Consider the following 20059-nt stretch of genomic DNA (forward strand, 5'->3'; position numbering starts at 1 on the left):
GAACGACTCACGGTGGTGCACATGGACAGCGACCTCGAATACCGGCGGATCGCTCGCCCCACGCAGCGGATCGTCACCGGTCGGGTCGTCCGGCTGCTCGACGGTTATCCCCGCGAGCTGCGGATCGGCCAGCCGGTGCTGGTCGCGGTGGTGACGGCGGCCAGCGTGATGGGCCTGCTGCTGCTGGCGTTGCGCTCGCTGTTGTCCAGCGGCGGCGGCGGGGCCCGGCGGAGCTGGAAGGAGCTGCGCAAGGGCCCGGAGTTCCTGGTCACGCCGCTGCGGCTGCGCGACTCCGCCGACCAGCTCTGCGAGGTGGAGCTGCACGGGCACCTGCCGCAGAGCGCCCTGCACCCGGCCGACTGGGTGCAGATCACCCTCCGGCCGCAGGACCCGGACCTGCCGCCCCGGGTGGAGCGGATCGTCAACCTGACCACCGGGCAGCTACTGCGGCCGCGCACCGCCACCCTGTGGAGCCACCTCGGCCCGCCGCTGCTGATCCAGGCCGTGCTGGGGGCCCTGCTGATCGCCACGATCGCCATCATCACCGTACTGACCTGACACCCCCGCGCCCGCCCCGCGCCAAGGTCGCGCCAATTCACGGAATCAGTGGTCCCGGCGTCGGCGGCGGTCAGCCGACCGGGGTCAGCGGGCGGTCCGGCTCGGGCGCGGTGCGCAGCATGCCCCGCCGGGCGGCCCAGCGCTCGAAGAACAGGGTCGCGAACGGCGGGACGGCGCAGGCCAGCGCCACGACGGTGGGCCACAGCCGCCACCGGTGCAGCCGGGCCACGGCGAGGACCAGCAGGCCGTACGCGACGAAGAGCGCGCCGTGGATCGGCCCGAAGATCTTCACCCCGATCTCGTTGTCCGGCGGCCCGTACTTGACGGCCATGCCGACCAGCAGGGCCAGCCAGGAGCAGGCCTCGGCGATCGCCGCCGCCACGAACAGCTTGGTGATCTTCTCGCGCATCGTCACTCCCCCACCGGTTGCCGGCCATGCTAACCAGTCCGGCCGGCCGATCCACGCAGCGACGGGCGGAGCGACAGGGATCACGCGGGCCCCTGCTGGGTACGTATAGGGACCTTCGGGTCTTCCCCCGGCCGGCCGCCACGTGCAAGGTTGGGGGACCAACGGTGACAGGGCGGTGACCATGGGCGAGGACGTCGGCGTGCGGACATTCACCCGCGAGGACCGGGCCCGCTATCGCGAGAAGGTGCGGCGGTGCCTGGACGTGTTCGCCGAGATGCTCCGGGAGTCCCGGTTCGACGTCGAGCGGCCGATGACCGGGCTGGAGATCGAGCTGAACCTGGTCGACGACGACTCGATGCCGGCGATGCGCAACGCCGACGTGCTGACCGCCATCGCGGACCCGAGCTTCCAGACCGAGCTGGGGCAGTTCAACGTCGAGATCAACGTGGCGCCGCGCCGGCTGGCGGACGCGGGCACCGCCTCGTTCGAGGAGCACGTTCGGGCCAGCCTGAACGCCGCCGAGACGAAGGCCCGGGCCGTCGGCGCGCACATGGTGATGATCGGCATCCTGCCGACGCTGCGCCCCGAGCACCTGACCGCCGAGACCCTGTCGGCCAACCCGCGCTACGAGCTGCTCAACGAGCAGATCTTCGCCGCCCGGGGCGAGGACCTGCGGATCTCGATCAGCGGGGTGGAGCGGCTCTCCGTCACCGCCGACACCATCACCCCGGAGGCCGCCTGCACCAGCACCCAGTTCCACCTCCAGGTCAGCCCGGCCCAGTTCGCCGACTACTGGAACGCCGCCCAGGCGATCGCCGGCATCCAGGTGGCCCTCGGCGCGAACTCGCCGCTGTTCTTCGGCCGGGAGCTGTGGCGCGAGACCCGCATCCCGCTGTTCCAGCAGGCCACGGACACCCGGGCGGAGGAGATCAAGGCCCAGGGGGTACGCCCGCGGGTGTGGTTCGGCGAACGCTGGATCACCTCGGTCTTCGACCTGTTCGAGGAGAACGTCCGGTACTTCCCGGCGCTGCTGCCGGTCTGCGACCCCGAGGACCCGGCCGAGGCCCTCGCCCGCGGCGACGTGCCGAAGCTCGCCGAACTGCGGCTGCACAACGGCACCGTCTACCGCTGGAACCGCCCGGTGTACGACGTGTTCAAGGGCCGCCCGCACCTGCGGGTGGAGAACCGGGTGCTGCCCGCCGGCCCGACGGTGCTGGACACCGTCGCCAACGGCGCGTTCTACTTCGGACTGGTCCGGGCCCTCGCCGAGGCGGACCGGCCGCTGTGGTCGCAGATGTCGTTCAGCGCCGCCGAGGAGAACTTCACCAGTTGCGCCCGGCACGGCATCGACGCCCAGGTGTTCTGGCCCGGCCTGGGCTACCTGCCGGTCGCCGAGCTGGTGCTGCGCCGGCTGCTGCCGATGGCCCACCAGGGGCTGGACCGGTGGGGGCTGGACCCGGTCGAGCGGGACCGGCTGCTCGGGATCGTCGAGCAGCGCTGCCTGACCGGCCGCAACGGGGCCACCTGGCAGGTGGAGACGCTGCACCGGCTGGAGTCCGCGGACCACCTGGACCGGCCGGCGGCGCTGCGCGAGGTGGTCCGGCACTACGTGGACCTGATGCACAGCAACCGCCCGGTCCACGAGTGGCCGATCCCTTGACCGCCTGGGGCCTGGAGCGGGCCAGGGTGGGCCGGTGCCGACCGACAGCGCGGCGATCGACGCCGCCCTGACCCGACTCCGGTCCCTCGGGGAGCAGCTCCCCTATCCCGGTTCCTGGCTCCCGGCCGCCCGCGCCGAGGCGGCGGTGGTCGTCCTCGCCGAGGACGACGGGCTGTCCCGGCTCGCCGTTGACGGGATCGAGGCCGTCGGGGAGCGGCTCGCCGACCGGTTCCGCGAGATCGCCCCCGTGGCGGTCGCGGACGAGAACGCCTTCTGGTCGGTCGCCGCGGAGGAACTCGGCTACGGGATGATCTGCCGGGTGCCCGTCACGCCCCGGGCGCGACGACCATCGACTCGTACCGGTCGCCCGCGTCGCTGACCGGCCGGTACTCCTCGTCGGCCGCCAGTCGGTGCAGCGACTCCAGCAGCCCGTCCGCCTCCGGCAGGTCGAGCGCCCGGCGCAGCCGCAGCCGCTCGGCGTCCAGCTCCGGCCAGTACTCGCGGATCTCCTCGTCGGTGCGGGCCAGCCAGTCCCGCAGCCGTGCGCCGTCGGCGCCGAACGGCACCGCCGTCGCGTCGTGGATGCAGGAGATCCCGACGACGAGCGCGAGCGCGTCGCGCAGGCCGGCGGCGACCAGGCCACCCTCGCCCTCCGAGCCGACGTACAGCACGGGGCGCTCGACACCGGTTCCCACCAGCATGAACGCCCCACCGGAGGCATCCCCGGCGATCATCTCCAGGGGCTCGCCGCCGGGCAGCCGCACCGGTTCCGCGGGACCGTTGGCCGCCCGGGCGAGGTCGAAGTCGAACTGGGCCAGCAACTCGGCGATCCACGGGGTGCCGGTGATGAGGTCCAGCAGCCGGGTGTCGGGGGTCTCGTCGGTCACCGCGTGACCGTACCGGTCCCGGCCCCGGTTCAGGTTGTCGAGATCCCGCTCCCGCCCGTGGCGGGGCTGGATTCCGATCGTGACCGGGTGGCTGGGCGGACGCGCGGCCCGCGTCGTTCACTCCTGCCCGGGCGGCGTCCCGTCGCCGGCTTCGGCGTCGTCGAGCACGACGCCGGCGTGGAACACGACGCCGCCGAGCACGTCCCGGGCCCCGCGCCAGCGGTCGAGTCGCGCCCCGGCAAAGGTGACGTCGCCGTGGAACGAGGCCCGACCATCCGGGCCACCGAGCCCGAACACGGCGCCCTCGAAGGAGCTGGCGTCGAACCTGGTGACGCCGTGGAACTGGGCGGCCATGAAGTCCGCGTAGCCGACGTGGCAGCCGCTGAGGTCGAAGTCGATCAGGGTGGCGCCGCACAGGGACAGACTCATGCCCGCCCAGTGCCGCAGGCCCGCTTCCGCCCCGTCCGGCGTCGGGTCCACCGGGCGCAGGCGCTCGGCGAGGAGCCGCTGCGCGCCGCGTCGCAGCTCCACCTCCCCGGCCTGCCCGGGGTTGAGGTCGCCGGTCACCGGGAACGGCAGCGGCCCGCGCAGGTACCCACACACGGTGTCGACCACGCGCTGGCGCAGCTCCGGTCTCGCGTCACCGAGAGCGCCGAGGACGGCCAGCCCCGCACGGCGGACGTCGGGATCAGGATCAGCGAGCTGGCGCGCGTAGGGCGCGGCGGAACGGTCCGGCACGAGCGCGCCCGCGCCGTCCGGCCCGGGCTCCGGCGCCCAGCCGAGGGGCCAGCACACCGGCTCGTCGTCGGCCGCGCCGCCCCACCGGGCGCCAGCGAGGTCCACGGCGGGCTGGTCGAGGTGCACCGGCCCGCCGAACCGGGCGTCGGTGAACGCCGCGTCCGCGCCGAACCGCGCCTTGAAGAACCAGGCGGGACCGGCGAAGCGGGCCTGCCGGAACGACACGGGACCGACGAAACGGGCCCCGTCCCCGCCCTCGCTCCAGCCCTGGTAGTCGCCCATCAGGACCGCGACGGGCCAGTCCGGGTCGTCCTCGTTCGGCTCGTCCCACGCGGCGGGGTGGACGTCCTCGACCATCTCCCAGGTCGGGTCGTCCTCCCAGATCTCCTCCTCGCCCCGCCCGAACCAGGCCATCCCGTCGAACCCGACCCGTTCGAAGCTGGCCGGGCCCCGAAACCGGGCGCGCCCGAACACGGCGTCGGAGGCGAACCGGGCGCCGTCGAACCGGGCCTCGCCGGCGAAGAGCGCGCGGGCGAAGACCGCCTCGCCGGTGAACCGGGCGTCGGCGAACGACGCCGCCCCGAGGAACCGGGTGTCGGCGAACCGGGCCTCGGCCAGCTCGCAGCCGCCGAAGTCGGCGTCCACGAGGGTCGCGCCGGACAGGTCCACGACGATCTCCGGCGCCGCCCCGCCCGCCGCCGGCGCCGCCCCGCCCGCTCCAGCACCCGCACCCGCACCCTCGCCCGAGGCGGAGGCGGAGGCAGCGGCGGAGGCGGCGGGGCGCAGCAGCCCGCCGAGCGCCCGCAGGGCCTCCCGCCACGCGCCGGGATCCGCGCCGGCACCCGCAGGCTCGGCAGGGGATGTCCGCAGGAGGGCGCAGATCGCGTCGACCGCGCCCTGGCGCAGCGCCGGGTCGGCCGCGCCGAGCGCCGCCAGCCGCCGCAGGGCGGTCTCCCGCTGCTCGCCCGTCGTCTCCGCCACCTGCCGGACGGCGGTCCGAAACGCCTCGACGCCTGCATCCCCGACCGGCACGTGCCCCTCCAGTCCCGGTGCGGCAGCCCGTCCACCGGCGTTCGTCGCCAGGACCGTCCCGACGCACCGGCGAAGGATAGCGGCCGGCGGTGACAGCTCCCGACGCGTGACGATCATCCAGGGCGCACCGCCCCGCGACGGTGCCGGCGTGCTCAGCGGGTCAGGCCCACCAGCGTCGCCAGGCGCGCCACGCCGGCCGGCACCGGGTGCGCCCGGGCGATCTCGGCGAGCACCGTACGCGCCGCCGGCCGGCACCGGACCTCGGCCGGCGCGACGCCGTCCGCGTCGACCAGCGCGCGCCCGGCTCCACCCAGGTCACCGGCCTGGAGGTACGCCCGCGCGGCGTCCACCAGGTACGCCGCCCGGTACTCGGCCGGCAGCCGCCGCCACGCCTGTCGCCGTACCGCCTGCTCGTGCCTGCCCACCGCGGCCCGGGCGTCGCCCAGCTCGACCGCCGCCACCACCCGGGCCAGTTCGACGGCGACCGGCCCGAAGCCGGTCCGGTGCGGGTCGTCACCGGCGACCCGGGCGGCGACGCCGGCGGCCCGGTCGGCCAGCTCCCCCGCCCGGCCGGCATCGACGCAACCGGCGGCGGCCAGGATCCCCTGGATCAGCAGGGCCCCATGCACGGTCGACGGCGCAAGGCGGCGCGCGGCGTCGGCCGTCACCGCCAGCGCCAACCGGTCGCGGCCCAGCGCCCGCAGCGCCTGCCCGACCGACACAGCCGCCGATGCCGCCAGCACCGGATCACCCCCGGCCACGGCCACCGCGCGGTCGGCGGCCAGCCACCCCAGCTCGGCCTCGCCGAGCTTCACCAGCACCGACGACGTGATCCGGTACGCCTGCACCAGCAGCTCCGGCGCGTCCGCGCGCAGGCCCCGGGCGGCATCGAGCAGCCCTGGCAGCAGCCGTACCACCTGGGCGTAGTGCGCGTGCTGGTAGGTCAGCCAGGCGTGCTCGACGTGCCGGCCCGTCTCCACCACCGACGCCGTCGCCCGGCGGATGTCGTAGCGGGCGAGGGCGGCGCGGACCTCGTCCACCCCGTCCAGCGGGCCGGCGCTGATCGGCTGCGGGCGGTCCTCGCCGAGCAGCACCAACGGATCGACCCGCAACACCTCGGCGACCTCCCGGATGACCGCGTACCGATCCAGCGAGCGGACTCCCCCGCTCGACCTTGTCCATCCAGCTCTTCGACCGGCCGAGCCGATCCGCGAGCACCTGCTGGGTCATCCGCCGCCGAACCCGCCAGCGCGCCACCCGACGCCCGATCGGCTCGTCAACGCTGGTCACGCCGCCACCGCCGGTCCGGAACCGCCCGGGTGGTCTCCTCCACCGGTACGCGCTCCGCCTCGGCCAGGTCGAGCAGCCGCTTCTTGGAGCGCGACGGTAGGTCTTCCTGCCGCCATCCCCCAGGGCTCCTGAGGCCAGCGAAGTCGATCGCTGGTCGACGGGCCAGATGGCAGACGATGCGCGCCATTGCGTTGTCCTCGGTGCCGTGTTGCGTCGGATTGCGTGGGGCCCCACGGGCACCGCTGTAAGCCATAGAGTCGTCACTGGCGGTAGCCACTCGATACCTGGAGGCATGTCCATGGTGCGGCCGATCACGAATGCGGCTTTCGACGCACTTCTCCGTGCCGCCGGCTACGGCAACGCCCACGCTGCCTTCGCACGCCAGCTCAACTACGCGGGTCGCACCCACGGCACCTGGCGCTACGACGCCGCCAGCGTCTACTGGTGGCTACGTGGACGCCGACCCGCTGAGCACGTCCAGGCCACAATGGCCAAGACGTTCGCCCGCAGACTCGGACGCCCCGTTGCCGGCACGGAACTCGGGTTCACGACAACCGAAGTCGCCGCGGATGCCAGCTACCCCACTTCTGCCGTTCACGCCATCGACGCCGCCGAACGGCTCTGGGCGGTGCTCGCCGAACAGGTCAACACAGAGCCTGGCGGGACATTCCAGACCGGCTACGCCCTACAGGCAGCGCTCGCCTGGCGGTACGACCTGCCCGACGGCATGATCACTTGCAACGGCCGCCAACAGGTGACGAGTGGGGACATTGAATCCCTGTACGCCCTCGCCGGCCACTTCACCGATCTCGACCGACGCCACGGCGGTGGTTTCCCGCGCACCCGCGCGCTCATGATCGACCTACTCGTCCGCCAGGTCGCCCCGATGCTGCATGGCACCTACACCGACACCATCGGGCGTGACCTCATGCGCGCGACCGCGACGCTCTCCGGCCAACTCGCATTTATGTCCTACGACGCAGGTGACCACGGCACTGCCCAACGCCACCTGACCATCGCGCTACGGCTCGCCAAGGCCGCCGACGACCGCCTGTACGGTGCCCATCTGCTGGCCAACCTCGCTACCCAGGCCGTCTATCTCGGGCACGCCCAGGACGCCGCCCGGCTCGCCGAAGCTGCCATCGACGGGGCAGGCCGCGCCCCTGCCGCCGTTCGCGCCCGGCTGTACACGACCGCCGCCAGCGCCTACGGCCGGTCGGGCGAACAACGCGCCTGCCAGACTGCACTTCTCAAGGCGGAGCGCGCAATCGATCGCGCGGACCCAGCGAGCAGCCCACGCTGGGCCACCTACTTCAGCCCGGCACACTTCGCCGGCACCGCCCTGAAATGCCTGAGCGACCTGAGTCTGTTCAGAAAGGCCCTTCGACACGCGCCCGCGGCGGTCACCCTCGCCAACCAGAACGCGCGGACACGTGCCCTTCACACCGCCCTCATCGCCACGACCCACGCACGATCCGGAGACATCGAAGCCGCCTGCGACTGGGGTCGGGAGTTGGCGCAGTGCGTACCCGCCGTCCACTCCGCTCGCGTGACGCACCGCGTTCGCGAACTCACCGCCACTCTGGGCCCTCACCAGGCAATGCCCCAGGTCAAGGAACTCCTGTTGGCCCTCTCTGCTCCGACAGTGCACAAGTAACGCGAGCCCTCATCGAGACATGTCGGCTAGCGTCCCTGAGGTGACCTGGACGGAGCCCGCCACCTGGTACGCCAACCTGCCCGCCTTCTACGCTGCCGCAGCCGCCTTCATCACCGACCAGAACGGCAACATACTGCTCGTCAAACCCTCCTACCGCGACCACTGGGCCTTCCCGGGTGGGTATGTGGAGGAGGGTGAGTATCCGCACCACGCCTGCGTCCGCGAGATCCAGGAAGAGCTTGGGATGGCTGTCGCGGTAGGCGAGCTCCTCGTCGTGGACTGGGCACCGTCCGCAGGACAGAGGCCACGCGCGATAATCAGCTTCACGTTCGACTGCGGGACCATCACCAGCCTCGACGGCCTGAACTTGTCCGGGCAGGAGTTGGAAGACGTCGGCTTCTTCTCAGACCAGGAGGCCGAGCAGCGTCTTCCCGGCAACGTCGCTCCACGAGTCCACGCGGCGATATACGCCCGGGCCCAACACGCCCCGGTGTACATGGCCGGCGGTGCTCCCGCTCGGTCGTGATCGGCGCCTACGCACCACGTCAACCGTGACCGCTCACCTGGAGTCAGCGAGTGTGCTGCCGCACGAGCACCTCTGCGTCGAGGAGCCGCCACGCCCGACGCGGTCTTCTGCCACGGTGTACCGGTCCGTACCGTCCGGCTGGCCCCGCCCCGGGCCGAGTCCGTCTTCTCAGTCCGCCCGTGCTGGGACTCGCCGGATACGCCAGGGTACGAGCTGAGATGGAGCGTTACCCACCGCTCCGCGCCGTACCGCGCGCGACCCCGGTGAGCAGCGAACTGCCCACCGGCCGGCATCTAGACCAGATAAAGAACGAACTGTCAACAGGCGACTCAGAATTGGGTTAGGCCGAACGGCCCAGAATCGCAAGGGCATATAGATTTTCATCTCTTCCGACAGAGTTCCTGGTTGACGAGGAGGAGCTGGTTCTATGCTTGCCGCCGGAATACACTCCGGCACATCCGGGCCGAGGGGAAAAACCAGTACAAGGATTTGCGTATGAGCCGGAATTCTGCTCTGAACAACGACGCTGCCGGCGCCCGCCGCTCCGCGATCGCCGAGGAACAGGAGTTTCTCAACCTGGCCACGGCCCGGCGCGACAGGCTGGCCGACCACCTGCAGGCCGAGCTCTCGTCAGACGCCCTGGACGCGTTGGAACGGGCCCGGCAGCGCATGCTCCGCCAGCAGTACGAAGAGCTACGGCGAGCACGGGAAGGGCTGGTCTTCGGCCGCCTCGACGGCCTCGATGGCACCGTGCGACACGTGGGCCGTGTCGGTCTCCGCAACGACGGCGAGGACAGTGAGCCACTGCTGGTGGACTGGCGCGCTCCCGCAGCACGGCCGTTCTACACCGCGACGGCTGTCGACCCACAAGGTCAGGCACGGCGCCGTCACGTACGCACGACGGGATCGGTCGTCGTCGGTGTGGACGACGAGCCACTGGACGGCACCATAACGGCGGAACTCGTCGGTGAGGGCGCTCTACTGGCCGCCCTCGACCAGCGGCGCACCGGCCGCATGTCGACGGCGATCTCCACCCTGCAACGCGAGCAGGACGACATCATCCGGGCCGAGGCGACCGGCCCGCTGATCGTTCAGGGCGGTCCCGGCACCGGCAAGACCGTGGTTGCTCTGCACCGCGTCGCCTACCTGCTGTTCGCTCACCGGAAGATGGCCGACCAGGCGGTCCTGGTCCTCGGCCCCTCGCCGCGGTTCCTCCAGTACATCGCCCAGGTGCTGCCCGCGCTCGGTGAGACCGCTGTCGTCTCGGCGACCTGCGACACTCTGCTGACCGAGATCCGCGTGGGCCGCGACGAGAGCCGGCTTCTCGCCGAGATCAAGGGTCGCGCCCTCTGGCAACCCGCACTCGAAAACTACGTCACGTCGCTGCTCCCCCGGCCCCGTGAGCTGAAGCTGCGCTGGGAGGGCGAGTTCTACGTCCTCACCGCCGCAACAGTGGCACAGGCGCTCGCCTCGGCGGTGCAGGGACGGCCGTACCATCGCGCCCGCGCGGCGTTCGCCGAGCAGCTGCACCATCTCCTCGCCGAGGCCGTCGTCGAGCAGCGCGAGGCGCTGATGAACGAGATGGAGGAGGGCTTCGAGGACATCCTCGCCCGCTTCGACAGGGGCATGAAGCAGGACCACCACTTCGGCAGGACGTCCACCGGCAGCGACGTCGACGGATTGCTCTCCGAGGAAGAAGTCGAGCAACTTCGTCATCGCATCGCCGAGAACGCCACCATCGGCCGATTCATCGAGGCATGGTGGCCCACCCGCGACGCCGAGGGCCTGCTGCGCGATCTCCTGACCGACCGCGCCCTGCTGGCCCGGTTCGCCCCGCAGCTGTCCCCGGAGGAGATCGCCGCCGTCCGGGCCGAGCCCGCCCCGTGGGCATCGAGCGACATTCCCCTGCTCGACGCCCTCGCCGATCTGCTGGGCGGGGTCGAAGCCCCGCAACCACAGGGCGAGTTCGTCGCCGACCGCGCTCGCCGACAGCGCGACTGGGTGTACGGCCACGTCGTCATCGACGAGGCGCAAGAGCTGTCCGAGATGCAGTGGCAAATGGTCCTACGGCGCTGTCCCAGTCGCTCCATCACCGCGGTCGGCGACATCGACCAGGCGGAGGCAGCGCACCGGCACACCAGCTGGGCACAAGCGGTACAGGCTGTTTTCGGAGACCGCTGGACCGCCGCGGAACTGACCATCTGCTACCGGACCCCCCGCGAGGTCATGGACCTCACCGAACCGGTGCTGAGAAAAGCCGGCAGCCACAACGCGCCGCCACGGGCGGTACGCTCCTCCGGCATCGCCCCCTGGGAGCTCACGATCACGCCCGCCGAGCTTGCCGGCGCCGCCGCCCAAGCCGTACGGCAGCTGCAGCAACGGTGGCATGGCGGCACGGTCGGCGTCATCGCCCCCACCGATCGCATTGCCGAACTCCTGGCCGCGCTGAGCGATGTGCCGGTGCTCACCGCCACCCAGTCCAAGGGATTGGAATGGGACGCGACGCTACTCGTCGACCCCCAGGGCATCGCCGCTGAACCACGCGGCTGGAATGGGCTCTACGTCGCGCTCACCCGATGCACCCAGGAACTCGGACAGTTGGCGCTCACGTAGTTCGCCGGCCCGGTCCTCATTCTGGTGGGCCAGGCGACCAGGCGGACGGGTTGCCAGACAGGTCATGCCAACTCGGCCCTTTGCTCTGCTGCCGTCACCGCAACACCAGCGCCGGGTAGCCGCTCCACGCGCAGGCCGGCACGAACGGACGGCAGGAAACGCCGCGCTCTGCGTGCGCGTTGCACAGGCGGCAGCAGAGCAAAGGAGTCCCCACTGGTGTCACCCGCAGACCGGCGACAAGGCCGCCGTCTACGTCGACATCAACATCGCCACTCCCGCCCGACGCCATCCTCCCCTGTCGAGGGTTCGTGCGCGCCCCAGGGGTCGTACAGCGCAAGTCGCCGCTCCACCAGGGCAGTTGCTGCCGTGTCGCACGCCGGGTGTGGTCGGCAGTTCCGTCGAGCGGTCCGACCGGTGGCTCGTCCAACGGCGGCCGTGACGATCGCGCGGCCCGCGAACCAGGTTCCGCCGAGCACCGGCAGACGCATGCTGCCATCGTGCCGAGCAGAGACGGCAGCTATGGGGTCATGACGGCCGTCCGCCGAACGCCCAGTTGTGGACCTCGATGTCGGCGTACCGGTCCGGGGTCAGCACGGCACGCGCCTCGTCCGCATCCTCCGCCCGGAGCAGCACCGCCGTACCCAGCCAGGTCGCACCGTCGTCGGACAGCAACGGCCCGTACGCGATCAGGTCGTCCCGGTCGCGCTGCGGAGAGAGATCGAGGGCCTCCCCCGCGCCGAGGCCCAGCACCAGATACCGGTTACCACCCGCCCGGGCGCCGGAAAAGTCCCACATGGTGCGCCCCAGCGTGTTGCGCCACCGGCGCAAAAGCACATCGCGGTACCCGCCGGCCTGGTAGTTGGGCTCGTCGAAGGCGAAGGCCCGAGCGGCGGCGGAATCGGGCAGGTCCAGGATGTGCACACTGCCCGTGGGCGTGGCACCGTCGGCCGCGAAGGTCGGGCCGCGAGCGATCATCTGCGCCGCGTACCGGTCCATGTACGACCAGTGCTCCTGTAGCAACTCGCTCCGGATCGCCGCAGAGCCGCGCCGATCACGGTGGTAGCAGAAGAACTCCATGCCCCAGATCCTGCCCTCCACGCGCCGAACACCGACGCGGACGGGTCCTGACCACTCGCCCCTTTGCTCTGCTGCCGTCACCGCAACACCAGCACGAAGCCGCTTCATGGCACGGGCCAGCACGAACGAACGACAGGAAACGCGGCGCACCGCGCGCGTTGCACAGGGGGCAGCAGAGCAAAGGAGCCGATACAGGTGTCACCAGCAGACCGGCGACGACGCCAGCGCCCACCCTGTCTGTCAACCGGTCAACGCCAGTACGTCACCGACCCACTCCCCCCGACAGCCCTCGTCGGTGACGGTTGCCTCACCTGGCAGCGCGAACATCTTCGAGCATCGGCGGGTGATCCGTGAGGGTCTCCTTGACCGGTTCATCTCGGCGTCGACCCGGCCGCCTTCGCCCGCGAAACCGGCGCGACTCTCGCAGCGCCACGGCCCATGACGTCGTACGTCGGCCGTACGCTCCCGGCATGACAAAGAGTGAGACGCGCACCCTTGCCGCACCCGGCGTCGACCTGGTCTACGACGTGCGCGACCCGCTCTCCGCGGCCGCCGGGCACCGCACGCTGCTCATGGTCGGCCAGCCGATGACCGCCGAGGGCTTCGGCTCGCTCGCCGCGCACTTCACCGACCGCACAGTTGTCACCTACGACCCCCGCGGCCTGGGCCGCAGCGTCCGCACCGACGGCCGGTCGGACCACACGCCGCAGACCCAGGCGGGCGACCTGCATCTGCTGATCGAGGCGCTCGGCACCAGCCCGGTCGACGTCTTCGCCAGCAGCGGCGGCGCGGTGACCGCGCTCGAACTGGTCGCGTCCCACCCCGGCGACGTCGTCACGCTGGTCGCACACGAGCCGCCGATCAACGCCGTGCTCCCCGACGCCGACGCCGCCGATCGCGCCCGGGCCGCCTTCCACGAGGCGTACCAGGCGAAGGGCAACGGCGCCGGGATGGCCGCGTTCATCGCGATGACGTCCTGGCAGGGCGAGTTCACCGACGCCTACTTCGCCCAGCCCGCGCCCGACCCGGAGGCGTTCGGCCTGCCGACCGACGACGACGGCACCCGCGACGACCCACTGCTGTCGAAGGCTTCCTGGGCGATCATCGACTACCGCCCCGACGCGCAGGCGCTCACCGCAGCACCGACCCGGATCGTGATCGCCGTCGGCGAGGAGACGGCGGGGACGTACACCGCACGTACGGCCGTCGCCACCGCAGCGCTGCTCGGCCAGGAGGCCACCGTGTTCCCCAGCCACCACGGCGGCTTCCTCGGCGGCGACTTCGGCTACGCGGGCAAGCCCGCCGAGTTCGCGGCGCGACTGCGCGAGGTGCTCGACGCCGGCTGACGGGCGCGGACCTTCGCGGTGTCCGGGTTGGGGCTCCATGAACGTCTGCTGTTTTTGGAGAACTCGCCCGGCGTGTCGTCTCACAAATCAGCAAACGATCACGGTGACGGCCGGAAGGCCCTAGAGCGCCACGATTGCCGCCGTCTCCGCCGGCAGGTCGATGCGGTCCCGGGTCACCGTGACCCCCTTCCCCGTGGCCAGCAGCACCCGCCGCGCCACCCCCGGCAGGGTGATCCGCTGCGGCTTGGCGGCCAGGTTGGCGGCCACCAGGCACTCGCCACGGCGCATCACCAGGAACTGGTCGCCGTGCCGTACGTCGATGGCGTGCAGCCTCGGGTCGGACAGGTCGGGGCGGCTCTTGCGCAGCGCGATCAGCCGGCGGTGGAACTCGTACATCTCGCGGTGTTCGGGTTTGTCCAGCTCCGCCCAGTCGAGCCGGGAGCGGGCGAAGGTCCGCGGGTCCTGCGGGTCCGGCACGTCACCGGGGGGCCAGCCGTGCGCCGCGAACTCCCGCCTGCGGCCGGTGGCCACGGCGGTGGCCAGTTCCGGCTCCGGATGGCTGGTGAAGAACTGCCACGGGGTGCTGGCGGCCCACTCCTCCCCCATGAACAGCATCGGCGTGAACGGCGCGGTGAACAGCAGCGTCGCCCCCACCCGCAGCAGCCCCGGGGAGAGGCTGGCGGAGAGCCGGTCGCCGGTGGCCCGGTTGCCGATCTGGTCGTGGTTCTGGAGGTACGCGACGAGCCGGTGGCCGGGGGTGCGCTGCCGGTCCATGGGCCGCCCGTGGTGGCGGCTGCGGAAGCTGGACCAGGTGCCGTTGTGGAAGAAGCCGCCGGTGAGCACGTCGGTGAGGCATTCCAGGGAGCCGAAGTCGCCGTAGTGTTCCTGCCGCTCCCCGGTGAGCAGGGTGTGCAGGGCGTGGTGGGCATCGTCGTTCCACTGGGCGTCCAGGCCGTACCCGCCGGCCTCCCGGGGCGTGATCAGCCGGGGGTCGTTGAGGTCGGACTCGGCGATCAGCGACAGCGGCCGGCCCAGGTGGGCCGACAGCGTCTCCACCGCCACCGCGATCTCCTCCAGCAGGTGGGTGGCGCGGGAGTCCGGCATCGCGTGCACGGCGTCCAGGCGCAGCCCGTCGACGTGGTAGTCGCGCAGCCACATCAGCACGCTGTCGACGATGTAGCGGCGCACCTCGTCGGAGTGTGGGCCGTCCAGGTTGACGGTCCGCCCCCAGGTGTTGCTCTGCTCGGTCAGGTACGGCGCGAACATCGGCGCGTAGGCCCCGGAGGGCCCGAAATGGTGGTAGACGACGTCGAGGATCACCCCCAACCCTCTGGCATGGGCGGCGTCGACGAACCGTTTCAGTCCGTCCGGGCCGCCGTACGGCTCGTGCGGGGCGTACCAGCAGACCCCGTCGTAGCCCCAGTTGTGCTCGCCGTTGAAGGCGTTGACGGGAAGCAGCTCCACCAGGTCGACGCCCAGGTCGACCAGGTGGTCGAGGCGGCCGATCGCCGCGTCGAAGGTGCCCTGCGGGGTGAACGTGCCGATGTGCAGCTCGTACAAGACGCTGCCGGGAAGTTGCCGGCCGGTCCATCCGGCGTCGGCCCAGGAGTGGGCGGCGTGGTCGTAGACCCGGCTCGGCCCGTGCACCCCGGCGGGCTGCCAGGCCGAGCGGGGGTCGGGCAGCGCCCGGTCGTCGGAGTCGAGCACGAACGCGTAGTCGGTGCCGGGGCCGGCGTCGGGCACGTCGGCCCGCCACCAGCCGCCGGGGGCGGAGCGCATCTCCCGGTCGCCGACGGCGGACAGGCGCAGCCGGACCCGGGCGGCCCCGGGCACCCACACCGCGAACTCGGTCATGAAGCCTCCACGGACTCGGCGGGAGCCAGCAGTGCGACGGGAAGGGTGGCGAGCAGATCGGCGAGGAGCACCGCACCGCCACTGTAGACCCGCCCGGTGAACAGGTCGGCAACCTCGTTACCGGGAAGTGACAGGACCGTGTCGCGCCAGCCACCGCGCGCGGGAGACCACCAGCAGCCTGGCCGCGCCGTCGGCGGCCACGTCCGGCCGCCAGCCGCCGTCGAGGCGGGCCAGCAGGTCCCGGCGTACGGCGAAGTCGACCGGCCGGCGGTCGTCCGGGTCGACCAGGGAGCTCTCCACAGCTCGGTGCCCTGGTAGGTGTCGGGCACCCCGGGCATGGGGAACTGGATCAGCTTCTGCCCGAGCGAGTCCACCCGATCGGCGGATGACCGGAATCCACCCGACTGATAGGCGCCGGCGCACACCACCGCACGGGCCGCACGCCGCGGTTACGATCTTGCATCCGCACTGGTCAGGGCGTTGATCATCGGACAGACTCGCAGGACCCGGCTGGGACGAGGTCCGAGGGGGATGTGCGTGCGGGTACTCCTGGTAGAAGACGACCTACGCGTGGCGTCTGCCCTCACCAATGCCCTGCGCCGCCGGGGATACGAGGTGGTGCCGGCGCTGACGGCCGCCGAAGCGGTCCGGGCCGAACCGGTCGACCTGGTCCTGCTGGACCTCAACCTGCCCGACCGGGACGGCCTGGAGGTGTGCCGGCGGCTTCGTCAGACCGACGAGGGCGTCGCCATCATCGCGGTCAGCGCCCGCGCCGAGGAGTACGACCGGGTGGCCGGCCTGCGGGCCGGCGCCGACGACTACGTCATCAAGCCGTTCTCGATGGTGGAGTTGCAGGCCCGCATCGAGGCGGTGATGCGGCGTACCGTCCGCAGCGCCCGGACCACGAGCCAGTTGCGGGTCGGCACGCTGCGCATCGACGTCGACGCCCGGCGGGTCTGGGTGGGCGACCGGGAGGTCAGCCTGGCCCGCAAGGAGTTCGACCTGCTGGTGGCGCTGGCCCGGCAGGCCGGCGCGGTGGTGCCCCGGGACCGGTTGCAGTTGGACGTCTGGCGGACCACCTGGGGGACCCGGCACAACCTCGACGTCCACGTCGCGGCCCTGCGGGGCAAGCTCGATGACGCCGGCCTGGTCGAGACGGTCCGCGGCGTCGGCTACCGGCTGCGCGCGGGATGACGACGGTCGGTGAGCGACGAGGGGCCACGACCGCCCGCCGACACCGGTGACCAGGTCGGAAACCTCAGATGATCCTCAAGAAACGCGGGTTGTGGGCCAACGGTGGGCCGAGTGCGGGTGTGCTGGGCCCACCCCAGCCATCCCTCCTGTTTGGAGATCCCTTTTGAGATACAGACGGACAACGGCCGGTGTGTTCTCCGCCCTGCTCGCCGCCACCCTGGTGGCGACGGCGGTGCCCGGGCAGGCGCAGGGGCAGCCGAGCGCGGCCCTGCAGCAGGCGGAGCCGAACCAGGTGCAGGGCCTCACGGTCGTGCAGGGTGACGGGTACGCCACGCTGGCGTGGACCCGGGTAGAAGGGGCCACCGACTACCAGATCGAGCGGACCCCGCTGGCCGGGGACGGCACGCCCGGCACGCCGGTGATCGTCGGTGTCTGGCGCCCGAACCGCCAGGTCAACAACACCGAGCCGACCTTCGCCGACGCCGGCTTCGCCCCGGGCAACGGCTTCCAGTGGCGGGTCCGGGCCCGGTTCGACACCGAGGCCCAGCCCTACTCGGCGCCGGTCAGCGGCACCACCAGGGCCCACTGGGGCGACCCGGCCACCCCGGGTGAGAACCTTCGCACCCAGTGGGAGGACACCCTGGGCGCCCAGTACACGAGCGACGTCAACGAGTATGCGTACACCGCCGCGATCGACCAGGCCAGCGACCGCGTCCGGGTGGTGGAGATCGGCCGCACCGTCCAGGACCGGCCGATCAACATGCTGGTCATCGGCTACCCCAAGCCGCCGGCGACGCCGGCGGCCGTGGCCGCGACCAACCCCCTGATGGTCAACTGCAACGTGCACGGCAACGAGCCGGGCGACCGCGAGGCCTGCCTGATCATGGCCCGGCAGCTGGCCTTCACCAAGGACAGCAAGACCCTCGACCTGCTGTCGAAGACCACCATGCTGATCGTGCCGACGCTCAACGGCGACGGGCGGGCAGCCAACACCCGGGGCAACTCCACCGGTCAGGACCTGAACCGGGACCACTCGCTGATCCGCCAGCCGGAGACCCGCTCCCTCGCCGCGATGGTCCGCGACTACCGGCCGATCGCCGGCTATGACGGCCACGAGTACGGCAACACCAACGCCGGTGACCTGCCGATGCTGCCGCCCCGGCACCAGAACGTGGCGCAGGGGATCTTCGACGAGTCGCAGGAGATGATCGAAGGCCACATGTACGGCCAGGGCGCCAAGGACGGCTGGTGGGCCTGCCCGTACGGCTGCACCTCCAACGCCACGGTGGGCCTGAGCGAGGAGACCATCCTGCGCAACACGCTCGGCCTGAAGAACGTCGTCAACTCCCTGCTGGAGCTGCGCAGCTCCGGTGGCCCGACGCGGCCGGACGAGAGCAACACCGCCAACAACCGCCGGCGCAAGACGTACTCAGCGCTGTGGACGTTCACCGAGTTCTTCAAGTACCACGGCGCCAACGTCAAGGACATCACCAAGGCCCGCGCCGAGGCGATCACGTTCCAGTCCGCCAACGAGGGACGGATCGTGTTCCGGGGCTCCCGGAAGATCGAGGCGTACCCCGCCCCGCACCCGGGTGAGGCCCCGCCGCCCGTGGACGCCCCCGCCCCGGAGCAGATCCTCGAGCAGCCGCCGTGCGCGTACCGGCTGACCGAGGAGCAGTACCACGGTGAGCGTACCGACGGCCCCGACGGCAAGCGCACCACGGCGGCCCAGCGCATCGCCGCCCACGGCTGGAAGGTGATCAAGGTCGCCGACGGCTACCTGGTTCCGCTGTCCCAGCCGCAGCGGGGCCTGATCCCGCTGCTGCTGGACGAGCGGGCCGTCGAGGGCCTGGTCGCCGGCGAGCGGGTCGCCCCCACCCTGACCGGCACCCGCAAGGGCCCGCTGGTCGTCTCCGGCGTCGCCTGCCTGGACGGGGCCACCGTCCGGGGCCCGATCCAGGTGCAGCCCGGCGCCACGCTGATCGTCACCGGCAGCTCGATCGACGGTCCGGTGAACGCCACCGGCGCCGCCGGGGTCATCATGACCGACAGCACGGTCAAGGGTCCGGTGCTCGCCACCGGCACCCAGGGCCCCGTCGTCCTGGTCGGCAACGAGGTGACCGGGCCGGTCAGCGTGCTCAGCAGCAAGGGCGTGGCCCCGCTGGTGGCCGGCAACACCGTCAACGGCCCGCTGACCTGCACCGGCAACTCCCCCGAGCCGATGAACATGGAGGTCGCCAACTCCGTACGGGGTCCGAACTTCGGCCAGTGCGCGCGTCTGTGACCTGCTGAGCCCCGCCCGAACGAGGTGCCGGCAGGTCGGCCTCCCGCCGACCTGCCGGCACCGCCCGTACCGGTTCTGAAGTGGAGAAGACCGTGTCCGACACCCTCACCCCGGGGCCATGCTCCGGACCCCGGTCCCGGGTCGCCCGCCGCCGGCGGACGGTGGCCGGGGCGGCTCTGGCCCTCCTGGTCGCGGTGACCGGATGCACCAACTCGCAGCAGGAGAGGCACGGCGCGACGGACCGCACCGGCGACGCCACACCGGTCGCCGTCACCGGACCGCTGTGCGACGTGCTGCCCTCGGGGGCCGAGCCGGGTAGTCCGGGCTCGCTGGTGGGCCAGTCCCCCGACCAGGCCCTCACCTGGATTCCCGTGCTCACCACGTTCGAGGCGGCGGTCCGGGCCACCGGGATGGCCGAGGAGCTGTCCGCCGCCGGAGGGCTGACCATCCTCGCCCCGACCGACGACGCCTTCCGGGCCAAGTTCTCCACCGCCAACCTGGACCACCTGCTACTCAAGGACACCGACACGCTGCGCGGGTTGCTGAAGGAGCACCTGGCCGGCGGGGCGCGCTCGGCCGCCGAACTGGTGGCCGCCGGCTCCGTCACCACCCTCGCGGGCACCACCCTCGCCGTCACTGCGGCCCAGCCGGGGGCCCGGCTGGGCGACCGGGCCGAGACGGTCTGCGCGGACTACCGGGCCGCCGGCGCCCGGATCCACGTGATCAACAAGGTGCTCGGCAACCTGCCGGACACCGCCCACGAGGAGGACAACCACCACTGAGTGCAACGACGGCACCCAGCCGGCCGACGACACCGGCCGCTGACCCCCGTGTGCGGGGGTCAGCGGCCGGTGTCGTCGGTGGCGCCCGCGGCAACGCTCGCCGCACCGTCGGCGCCCCGTCCACCCTTCGGTGGCTGACCGTCCACCCTTCG

The 20059-nt window shown here is 71.9% G+C and carries 18 protein-coding genes; 10 read left to right on the top strand and 8 right to left on the bottom strand.

Translation table 11 applies throughout. The annotated features are described in order from the left end of the window. Nucleotides 1-12 precede the first annotated feature (12 nt). Entirely contained in the window at nt 13-558 is a 546-nt protein-coding gene (locus tag OOK41_RS21310) for a hypothetical protein (protein ID WP_266266448.1), read from the top strand. Between the two features lie 70 nt (nt 559-628). Here the strand turns inward: OOK41_RS21310 and OOK41_RS21315 are convergent, their stop codons facing one another. After that, nucleotides 629-967: a DUF3817 domain-containing protein gene (locus tag OOK41_RS21315; RefSeq protein ID WP_117667783.1), complete on the bottom strand. Its 339-nt coding sequence runs from the start codon at nt 965-967 to the stop codon at nt 629-631. Between the two features lie 181 nt (nt 968-1148). Here OOK41_RS21315 and OOK41_RS21320 point away from each other — a divergent pair, with 181 nt between their 5' ends. Then, the gene (locus tag OOK41_RS21320) at nt 1149-2627 is read left to right on the top strand and encodes a glutamate--cysteine ligase (protein ID WP_266267925.1); all 1479 of its coding nucleotides are present in this window, start codon (nt 1149-1151) and stop codon (nt 2625-2627) included. 34 nt (nt 2628-2661) lie between these two features. Next, on the top strand, nt 2662-3006 hold the full coding sequence (locus OOK41_RS21325; RefSeq protein WP_266266449.1) for a hypothetical protein: 345 nt from the start codon (nt 2662-2664) through the stop codon (nt 3004-3006). Here OOK41_RS21325 and OOK41_RS21330 read toward each other — a convergent pair. The 4 genes from OOK41_RS21330 to OOK41_RS21345 form a co-directional block, all read right to left on the bottom strand. Continuing rightward, nucleotides 2954-3514: a hypothetical protein gene (locus tag OOK41_RS21330; RefSeq protein ID WP_266266450.1), complete on the bottom strand. Its 561-nt coding sequence runs from the start codon at nt 3512-3514 to the stop codon at nt 2954-2956. The two genes, OOK41_RS21325 and OOK41_RS21330, sit on opposite strands and share 53 nt — an antisense overlap. Before the next feature lie 117 nt (nt 3515-3631). Next, nucleotides 3632-5233 carry a pentapeptide repeat-containing protein gene (locus OOK41_RS21335; RefSeq protein ID WP_266266451.1) on the bottom strand — a complete coding sequence of 534 codons (1602 nt, stop codon included), beginning with the start codon at nt 5231-5233 and terminating at the stop codon, nt 3632-3634. A 203-nt stretch (nt 5234-5436) separates the two neighbouring features. Beyond that, nucleotides 5437-6399: an XRE family transcriptional regulator gene (locus OOK41_RS21340; RefSeq protein ID WP_266266452.1), complete on the bottom strand. Its 963-nt coding sequence runs from the start codon at nt 6397-6399 to the stop codon at nt 5437-5439. Between the two features lie 161 nt (nt 6400-6560). Next, on the bottom strand, nt 6561-6761 hold the full coding sequence (locus OOK41_RS21345) for a hypothetical protein (protein ID WP_266266453.1): 201 nt from the start codon (nt 6759-6761) through the stop codon (nt 6561-6563). Nucleotides 6762-6872: 111 nt separating this feature from the next. Here OOK41_RS21345 and OOK41_RS21350 point away from each other — a divergent pair, with 111 nt between their 5' ends. The 3 genes from OOK41_RS21350 (at nt 6873) to OOK41_RS21360 (ending at nt 11370) form a co-directional block, all read left to right on the top strand. Continuing rightward, nucleotides 6873-8231 carry a hypothetical protein gene (locus OOK41_RS21350; protein ID WP_266266454.1) on the top strand — a complete coding sequence of 453 codons (1359 nt, stop codon included), beginning with the start codon at nt 6873-6875 and terminating at the stop codon, nt 8229-8231. Between the two features lie 40 nt (nt 8232-8271). Further along, on the top strand, nt 8272-8757 hold the full coding sequence (locus OOK41_RS21355; RefSeq protein WP_266266455.1) for an NUDIX domain-containing protein: 486 nt from the start codon (nt 8272-8274) through the stop codon (nt 8755-8757). 495 nt (nt 8758-9252) lie between these two features. After that, nucleotides 9253-11370: a UvrD-helicase domain-containing protein gene (locus OOK41_RS21360; RefSeq protein WP_266266456.1), complete on the top strand. Its 2118-nt coding sequence runs from the start codon at nt 9253-9255 to the stop codon at nt 11368-11370. Nucleotides 11371-11895: 525 nt separating this feature from the next. Here OOK41_RS21360 and OOK41_RS21365 read toward each other — a convergent pair. Continuing rightward, nucleotides 11896-12468, bottom strand: a complete 573-nt coding sequence (locus OOK41_RS21365) for a YciI family protein (protein WP_266266457.1) — start codon at nt 12466-12468, stop codon at nt 11896-11898. A gap of 449 nt (nt 12469-12917) precedes the next feature. Between OOK41_RS21365 and OOK41_RS21370 the strand changes: the two genes are divergently transcribed. Beyond that, nucleotides 12918-13793 (top strand): alpha/beta fold hydrolase, encoded by an 876-nt coding sequence (locus tag OOK41_RS21370; protein ID WP_266266458.1) that lies wholly within the window; start codon nt 12918-12920, stop codon nt 13791-13793. A gap of 120 nt (nt 13794-13913) precedes the next feature. On the opposite strand, the gene treZ is transcribed toward OOK41_RS21370, so the two are convergent. Next, complete coding sequence (gene treZ / locus OOK41_RS21375; RefSeq protein ID WP_266266459.1) at nt 13914-15647, bottom strand: malto-oligosyltrehalose trehalohydrolase; 1734 nt, start codon at nt 15645-15647, stop codon at nt 13914-13916. Nucleotides 15648-15764: 117 nt separating this feature from the next. Continuing rightward, the gene (locus OOK41_RS21380; RefSeq protein ID WP_266266460.1) at nt 15765-15947 is read right to left on the bottom strand and encodes a hypothetical protein; all 183 of its coding nucleotides are present in this window, start codon (nt 15945-15947) and stop codon (nt 15765-15767) included. 231 nt (nt 15948-16178) lie between these two features. Here OOK41_RS21380 and OOK41_RS21385 point away from each other — a divergent pair, with 231 nt between their 5' ends. The 3 genes from OOK41_RS21385 (at nt 16179) to OOK41_RS21395 (ending at nt 19907) form a co-directional block, all read left to right on the top strand. Beyond that, nucleotides 16179-16841 (top strand): response regulator transcription factor, encoded by a 663-nt coding sequence (locus OOK41_RS21385; RefSeq protein ID WP_266266461.1) that lies wholly within the window; start codon nt 16179-16181, stop codon nt 16839-16841. Between the two features lie 163 nt (nt 16842-17004). Then, nucleotides 17005-19125 (top strand): M14 family metallocarboxypeptidase, encoded by a 2121-nt coding sequence (locus OOK41_RS21390; RefSeq protein ID WP_266266462.1) that lies wholly within the window; start codon nt 17005-17007, stop codon nt 19123-19125. 80 nt (nt 19126-19205) lie between these two features. Next, nucleotides 19206-19907 carry a fasciclin domain-containing protein gene (locus tag OOK41_RS21395; RefSeq protein WP_266266463.1) on the top strand — a complete coding sequence of 234 codons (702 nt, stop codon included), beginning with the start codon at nt 19206-19208 and terminating at the stop codon, nt 19905-19907. Nucleotides 19908-20059: the final 152 nt, after the last annotated feature.

This window comes from Micromonospora sp. NBC_01655, assembly GCF_026339755.1.
Lineage (GTDB): Bacteria > Actinomycetota > Actinomycetes > Mycobacteriales > Micromonosporaceae > Micromonospora.

Bases quoted from the DNA above. Each gene is read 5' to 3' on its own strand.
- OOK41_RS21315 (WP_117667783.1), bottom strand. From the start codon at position 967: ATGCGCGAGAAGATCACCAAGCTGTTCGTGGCGGCGGCGATCGCCGAG.
- OOK41_RS21320 (WP_266267925.1), top strand. From the start codon at position 1,149: ATGGGCGAGGACGTCGGCGTGCGGACATTCACCCGCGAGGACCGGGCC.
- OOK41_RS21345 (WP_266266453.1), bottom strand. From the start codon at position 6,761: ATGGCGCGCATCGTCTGCCATCTGGCCCGTCGACCAGCGATCGACTTC.
- OOK41_RS21350 (WP_266266454.1), top strand. From the start codon at position 6,873: ATGGTGCGGCCGATCACGAATGCGGCTTTCGACGCACTTCTCCGTGCC.
- OOK41_RS21360 (WP_266266456.1), top strand. From the start codon at position 9,253: ATGAGCCGGAATTCTGCTCTGAACAACGACGCTGCCGGCGCCCGCCGC.
- OOK41_RS21370 (WP_266266458.1), top strand. From the start codon at position 12,918: ATGACAAAGAGTGAGACGCGCACCCTTGCCGCACCCGGCGTCGACCTG.
- treZ (WP_266266459.1), bottom strand. From the start codon at position 15,647: ATGACCGAGTTCGCGGTGTGGGTGCCCGGGGCCGCCCGGGTCCGGCTG.
- OOK41_RS21385 (WP_266266461.1), top strand. From the start codon at position 16,179: ATGTGCGTGCGGGTACTCCTGGTAGAAGACGACCTACGCGTGGCGTCT.